This is a genomic window from Geodermatophilus sp. SYSU D00814, from assembly GCF_054050055.1.
In genome coordinates this window covers 331,576-337,689 of the sequence record NZ_JBJGYP010000001.1, presented here as the reverse complement: position 1 = coordinate 337,689, position 6,114 = coordinate 331,576, and the positions used below count along the sequence as shown (strand labels likewise).

General features: G+C 75.8%; 6 protein-coding genes. 1 reads left to right on the top strand and 5 read right to left on the bottom strand.

All coding sequences use genetic code 11. From position 1 onward, the window contains the following. Window positions 1-270 precede the first annotated feature (270 nt). Both ACI780_RS01540 and ACI780_RS01535 read right to left on the bottom strand, forming a co-directional pair. Window positions 271-1,815, bottom strand: a complete 1,545-nt coding sequence (locus ACI780_RS01540) for a hypothetical protein (protein WP_457000507.1) — start codon at window positions 1,813-1,815, stop codon at window positions 271-273. Window positions 1,816-1,862: 47 nt separating this feature from the next. Further along, complete coding sequence (locus ACI780_RS01535) at window positions 1,863-2,426, bottom strand: FAD-dependent oxidoreductase (RefSeq protein WP_457000503.1); 564 nt, start codon at window positions 2,424-2,426, stop codon at window positions 1,863-1,865. Between the two features lie 43 nt (window positions 2,427-2,469). On the opposite strand from ACI780_RS01535, the gene ACI780_RS01530 reads away from it, so the two are divergent. Further along, a complete protein-coding gene (locus tag ACI780_RS01530; RefSeq protein WP_457000502.1) occupies window positions 2,470-2,688 on the top strand; it encodes a hypothetical protein in 219 nt (72 codons plus the stop codon). An 18-nt stretch (window positions 2,689-2,706) separates the two neighbouring features. Here the strand turns inward: ACI780_RS01530 and ACI780_RS01525 are convergent, their stop codons facing one another. Genes ACI780_RS01525 through deoC form a run of 3 tightly spaced genes read right to left on the bottom strand, consistent with a single transcriptional unit; the run spans window position 2,707 to window position 6,010 of the window. Next, a complete protein-coding gene (locus ACI780_RS01525; RefSeq protein WP_456871062.1) occupies window positions 2,707-3,573 on the bottom strand; it encodes an aldehyde dehydrogenase family protein in 867 nt (288 codons plus the stop codon). Next, window positions 3,570-5,015, bottom strand: a complete 1,446-nt coding sequence (locus ACI780_RS01520; RefSeq protein ID WP_457000501.1) for an aldehyde dehydrogenase family protein — start codon at window positions 5,013-5,015, stop codon at window positions 3,570-3,572. The genes ACI780_RS01525 and ACI780_RS01520 overlap by 4 nt, the downstream gene beginning before the upstream one ends. Beyond that, the gene (gene deoC / locus ACI780_RS01515; RefSeq protein ID WP_456871060.1) at window positions 5,015-6,010 is read right to left on the bottom strand and encodes a deoxyribose-phosphate aldolase; all 996 of its coding nucleotides are present in this window, start codon (window positions 6,008-6,010) and stop codon (window positions 5,015-5,017) included. The genes ACI780_RS01520 and deoC overlap by 1 nt, the downstream gene beginning before the upstream one ends. Window positions 6,011-6,114: the final 104 nt, after the last annotated feature.

Here is a 6,114-nt window from a genome sequence, read left to right as displayed (position 1 = left end):
CCCCCCCCCCCCCCCCCCCCCCCCCCGCGCCCCCCCCCGGCCCGGCCCGCCCCCCCCCGGCCCGCCCCGAGGGGGGGGCCCCCCCCCCCGAGCCCGCGGTGGAGGTGGTCCTGCGGACACTCGTGCTCTGCCCCCGGTGCGGGGGCAGAGCACGAAGGCAGGGGCCCCCGGGTGGTCCCGCGGAGGCTCGTGCTCTGCCCCCAGGAGCGGGGCAGAGCACGACTGCGCGCAGGACGAGGTGCCGCCGCCCGCGGGCTCCGGACCCGGCCGTCAGTCCCGGAAGACGAGAGCGCTGCTGACCTGGGTGACGACCTCGTCCCACGCGGTGCGCAGCGGTCCGGCGTCCTCCGCGCGCAGCGGCGTGCCCGGCTCCCGCTCGCCGATCGCGACGGCACGGCCCAGCGGCGCGGACGGCGCGAGCAGCTCCTCGACGCGGGACAGGCCGGCGTACTCGGCGACGTCGCGGACCCCCTCCACCGGCTGGGCGAGGACGCCGTGGTCGACCAGTCCGGCCGCGCCGCCGGACACCTCGGCGAGGACCTCGGCGAGCTCGGTCAGGTCGTAGCGGTCCTGCTCGGCGGGCAGGGGCAGCGTGTCGGTGTCGGCGACCTCGGGCCACGACGCGATCTCGGTGAGGTCGTGCTCCTCGTCGCCGGCGACGAACCGGGCGAGGTCGGCGGGGGTGTCGAACAGCCAGATCTCGCCGTCGCGGCCGAGGAAGCGGGCGACGTCCTCCACGTAGCAGCGCAGCGTCACCCCGGCGCCGTCGGGGACCACCAGCTCCACCGGCAGGATCCCGACGGCCTCCCAGAACTCCGCCGCCGCGGCCACCGCCGCCGGCGTCGCGGTGATCCGGCTCCCGCCGCGGATGGTGCTCACCCCCGCGGTCGCCGCCTCCGCCGGCGCGGCCGCCGTCGACCCGGCCGCGGGCCGGTCGCCCGTGCCGTCGGAGCCCGGCGCCACGGTCCTCCGCGAGCCGGCCGCGCCGACCGCGGTGGCCCCCGCCGGCCCGACGTCCCCGGTGTCCTCCGCGGTGTCGTCCTCGTCGTCGAGGTCCTCGTCGTCGAGGTCGTCGTCGTCGGCGGCGGAGGGGTAGGCGTCGAGCGTGGTGGTGCCGGCGCCGGTCCAGTCCAGGTGGCCCGACAGCTCCTCGAGGACGTCCTCCCACAGGTCGTCGAGCGCCCCGCCGACGCCGCCCCACGCGTCCTCGCCCGAGCGGCCGACGAACGCCTCCACGCCCAGCCCCAGCGAGCCGATCTCCGGTCGCGCGACCAGCTCGGCCAGCGCGGGGAACTCGGTCTCGTCGTCGTCGAGGTCGGCGTCGTCGGTGTCCGCGTCGTCGGTGTCGCTGTCGGGCTCGGTCCGCTCGTCGAGGACCCGGGAGCCCACCGCCGGGGTGTCCTCGTCGGCGCCGCCGGTGTCGAGGCACTCGGCCAGCCGGGAGACGATGTCGACCGTGGCGGCCAGCTCCTCCACAGCCCACCGGTCGGGGTTCTCGGCGGCGATGTCGTAGACGCCGTCGAGGTCGTAGCGGTGGTCGTCGTCGGGCGTCAGGTCGGCCGCGCCCAGCTCCGCCACCACCGGCCAGACCGGGTGGTCGGCGAGGTCGTGGTCGGTGGCCGTGCGGCAGAACGCGGCCAGCGCGGCCGGGGTGGGGAACAGGTGCACCGTGGCGGTGTCCCCCTCGGAGGTGCCGAGGAAGGCCTGCCACTCCTCGCCGTCCTCCTCCCACGGAGGCGCCCACAGGGTGTAGCCGGTGCGGTCGTCGAGGATGAGCGCGATGGGGACGATGCTGGGCCTGGCCACGGAGCCCATCCTGCCCGGCGCCGGCCGCGCCCGCGCCCGTGGGTTCAGGCTCCGGTTCACGCAACGACGGGCTCGGCCCAGTCGACGTGGTGGCCGGTGAGCCAGGCGTCGGGCGGCGTGCTGCGGCGGGCGAGGTGGCGCGCGAACAGCGGCATCACGACCCGGTCGCGCACGAAGCGGCCGACCGGCCCGGGCGCCTTGGCGCTCCCCGTGCGCCGGCCGCGGCGCACCACGGCCTCGACCCGGCGACGGCGCAGCCGCACGTAGGCGGCGCACGCGTCCTCGGCCCGGGGGAGGTCGCGCAGGCAGCGGGCCAGCGTGACGGCGTCCTCGAAGGCCATCGACGCGCCCTGCCCGGACGCCGGCGAGGCCGCGTGCACGGCGTCCCCGACGAGCACCATCCCGTCGCGGTGCCAGGTGGGCACCCGCGGCAGGTCGTAGGTGGGCCAGCCGGCGAAGAGGTCGCACAGGCGCTGCCGCCACGCCTCCGGGTCGTCCGCGGCGACGTCGTCCCGCGTGGGCTCGTCGCGGCTCGGCGGGTTGGTGAACCACCAGACGTCCCGTCCGGGGGCGCGGCGGCGTCGAGCCCGGGAGACCGGCCTCGCGCCGGTCTCGGTCACCGCGCTGCTCGACCGGCTCGAGCGCAAGGGGGCCGCCCGCCGGGTGCCGCACCCGACGGACGGCCGGCGCGCCCTCGTGGAGATCGACCCGGGCCACCTGCAGCGCCAGTACGCGGTCTTCGCCGACCTCGTCCACCGGCTGGAGGAGCTCAACGCCGAGTTCACCGACGACGAGCTGGCCACCGTGCTGCGCTGGCTGCGCGGTGCGGCCGCCCGTCAGCTCGAGGCGACGCACCGGCTGACCGACGACGCGGCGTCCTGACCCTCGGGCCGGGGAGCCTCAGAGCCCGATCGGGTGCCACACCGTCTTGGTCTCGAGGAACCGCGTCATCCGGGACGTGCCCGGGTCGGCGGTCCAGTCCGGCTCCTCGGCCGGCGGGCGCAGCACCCGCTTGATGCTGCCCGCGGCCAGCCGCTCGAGCTCCAGCGCCCGGCCGGCCGGCGCGCCGGTCAGGTCGACGGCGTCGACGTCGTCGTGCTCGGCCAGCCAGGGGCCGATCTCGCCCGCGTCGCCGGTGAGCAGGTTGACCACGCCGCCGGGGAGGTCGCTGGTGGCCAGCACCTCGCCCAGCGTCACCGCCGGCAGCGGCCGCCGGTGGGAGGTCACGACGACGGCGGTGTTGCCGCCGGCGAGGACCGGCGCGAGCACGCTGACCAGGCCCAGCAGCGAGGACCGCTGCGGGGCCAGCACCGCGACGACGCCGGTGGGCTCGGGCAGCGAGAAGTCGAAGAACGGCCCGGCGACCGGGTTGGCGCTGCCGAGGACCGCGGCGAGCTTGTCGGTCCACCCGGCGTACCAGACCCAGCGGTCGATGGCGGCGTCGACGACGGCCCGCGCCCGCCCGGAGGACAGTCCCTCCCCGGCGGCGACCTCCTCGCAGAACTGCGCGTGCCGGCCCTCCATCACCTCGGCCACCCGGTAGAGCACCTGGCCGCGGTTGTAGGCGGTGGCCCGCGACCACCTGCCGAACGCGGCCCGCGCGGCGACGACGGCGTCGCGGGCGTCCTTGCGGGAGGCCCACGCGGCGTTGGCGAGGAACGCGCCCCGGGAGTCGGTGACCTCGTAGGTGCGGCCGGACTCCGAGCGGGGGAAGGCCCCGTTCACGTACAGCTTGTAGGTCTTGCGGACCGCCAGACGGTCGCTCACCGGGAGCTCTCCTTCAAGTACGCGGCCAGCCCGTGGCGGCCGCCCTCGCGGCCGTAGCCGGACTGCTTGTAGCCCCCGAAGGGCGACGTCGGGTCGAACTGGTTGAACGTGTTGGCCCACACCACGCCGGCCCGCAGCCGGTCGGCGATCGCGAGGATCCGCGAGCCCTTCTCGGTCCAGATGCCGGCCGAGAGGCCGTAGGTGGTGTTGTTGGCCTTGGCGACCGCCTCGTCCGGGGTGCGGAAGGTGAGCACCGACAGGACGGGGCCGAACACCTCGTCGCGGGCGATCCGGTGGGCGGGGGAGACCTCGGTGAACACCGTCGGCGGGAACCAGAAGCCGCGGTCGGGCAGGTCGCACGCCGGCTGCCAGCGGTGCGCGCCCTCGGCCTCGCCGATCTCCGACAGCTCCCGGATGCGCGCGAGCTGCTCGGCGGAGTTGATCGCGCCGATGTCGGTGTTCTTGTCCAGCGGGTCGCCCACCCGCAGCGTGCCGATCCGCCGCTGCAGCGAGGCGATGACCTCGTCGTGGACCGACTCCTGCACCAGCAGCCGGGAGCCGGCGCAGCAGACGTGCCCCTGGTTGAAGAAGATGCCCCGCACGATGCCCTCGACGGCCTGGTCGATGGGGGCGTCGTCGAAGACGATGTTGGCCGCCTTGCCGCCGAGCTCGAGGGTCAGCGTCTTGCGGGTGCCGGCCACGGCGCGGGCGATCGAGCGGCCCACCTCGGTGGAGCCGGTGAAGGCGACCTTGTCGACGTCGTCGTGCTCGACGACGGCCCGGCCGGTCTCGCCGGCGCCGGTGACGATGTTGACCACCCCGGGCGGCAGGTCGGCCTGGCGGCACACCTCGGCGAACAGCAGCGCGCTCAGCGGGGTGGTCTCGGCCGGCTTGAGGACGACGGTGTTGCCGGTGGCCAGGGCGGGGGCGACCTTCCACGCCAGCATCAGCAGCGGGAAGTTCCACGGGATGACCTGGCCGGCCACGCCGTGCGGGCGCGGGTCGGGGCCCAGCCCCGCGTGGGCGAGCTTGTCGGCCCAGCCCGCGTGGTAGAAGAAGTGGGCCGCGGCCAGCGGGACGTCGACGTCGCGGGACTCCCGGATCGGCTTGCCGTTGTCCAGCGACTCCAGCACCGCGAACTCGCGGGCCCGCTCCTGCAGGATGCGGGCGATCCGGAACAGGTACTTGCCGCGGTCGGCCGGGCGCATCGGCCCCCACACGCGGGTGTACGCGCGGCGGGCGGCCCGCACGGCGCGGTCGACGTCGGCCTCGGTGCCCACCGCGATCTCGCTGAGCACCTCCTCGGTGGCCGGGTTGACCGTCTTCATCGGCTCGCCGGAGCCGTCGACGAACTCGCCGTCGACGAACAGGCCGTAGGACGGCGCGACGTCGACGATCGACCGCGACTCGGGGGCGGGGGCGTACTCGAACAGGCTGGTCATCAGTCCACCGATACGTGGTCGGGGCCGGAGTAGTGGCCGGTGCGCAGCTTCTGCCGCTGCTGGAGCAGGTCGTTGAGGAGGCTGGAGGCGCCGAGGCGGAACCAGTCGGGGGACAGCCAGTCGGCACCGACGGTCTCGTTGACCAGCACCAGGTGCTTGACGGCGTCCTTGGTGGTGCGGATCCCGCCCGCGGGCTTGACGCCGACCTGGGTGCCGGTGGCGGCGCGGAAGTCGCGGACCGCCTCCAGCATCACCAGGCAGACCGGCAGCGTGGCCGCCGGGGAGATCTTGCCGGTGGAGGTCTTGATGAAGTCCGCCCCGGCGAGCATCGCCAGCCACGAGGCGCGGCGGGCGTTGTCGTAGGTGACCAGCTCACCGGTCTCGAGGATGACCTTGAGGTGGGCGTCCCCGCACGCCTCCTTCACCGCGACGATCTCCTCGAACACCTCGAGGTAGCGGCCGGACAGGAACGCGCCCCGGTCGATGACCATGTCGATCTCGTCGGCGCCGTTGCCCACGGCGTCGCGGACGTCGGCGAGCTTGACCGCCCGGCTGGCCCGGCCGCTGGGGAAGGCGGTGGCGACGGCGGCGACGTGGATGCCGGTGCCCGCCAGCGCCTCCCGCGCGACGCCGGCGAGGTCGCCGTAGACGCAGACGGCGGCGACCGCCGGGCAGGAGGGGTCGTCGGGGTCGGGACGGCGGGCCTTGGCGGCCAGCGAGCGCACCTTGCCGGGGGTGTCGGCGCCCTCGAGCGTGGTCAGGTCGACCATCGCGATCGCGGTGTCGATCGCCCACGCCTTGGCGGTGGTCTTGATCGAGCGGGTGCCCAGGGTGGCGGCGCGCTGCTCGGCCCCCACCTGGTCGACACCGGGCAGGCCGTGCAGGAAGGCGCGGAGGGCGGCGTCCGAGCGGGTCACGTCGTCGAACGGCGCCGCGGGCCCCGGGCCGGGCCGGGTCCCGGCCGCCAGCGTCCCGGGGTCGAGCACGTGGGTCATGCCGCCATTCTCCCTGTCCCGCCACCCGGTCCGGGAGCGCGGTCGCTCCGAGGGGGTGCCCGCTTCCCGGCCGGGGCCCCGGAGCCGACCGATACGGTGGCGCC

Excerpts from the sequence above, each read along its gene's own strand:
- ACI780_RS01540 (WP_457000507.1), bottom strand. The coding sequence starts at position 1,815 with ATGGGCTCCGTGGCCAGGCCCAGCATCGTCCCCATCGCGCTCATCCTC.
- ACI780_RS01520 (WP_457000501.1), bottom strand. The coding sequence starts at position 5,015 with ATGACCAGCCTGTTCGAGTACGCCCCCGCCCCCGAGTCGCGGTCGATC.
- deoC (WP_456871060.1), bottom strand. The coding sequence starts at position 6,010 with ATGACCCACGTGCTCGACCCCGGGACGCTGGCGGCCGGGACCCGGCCC.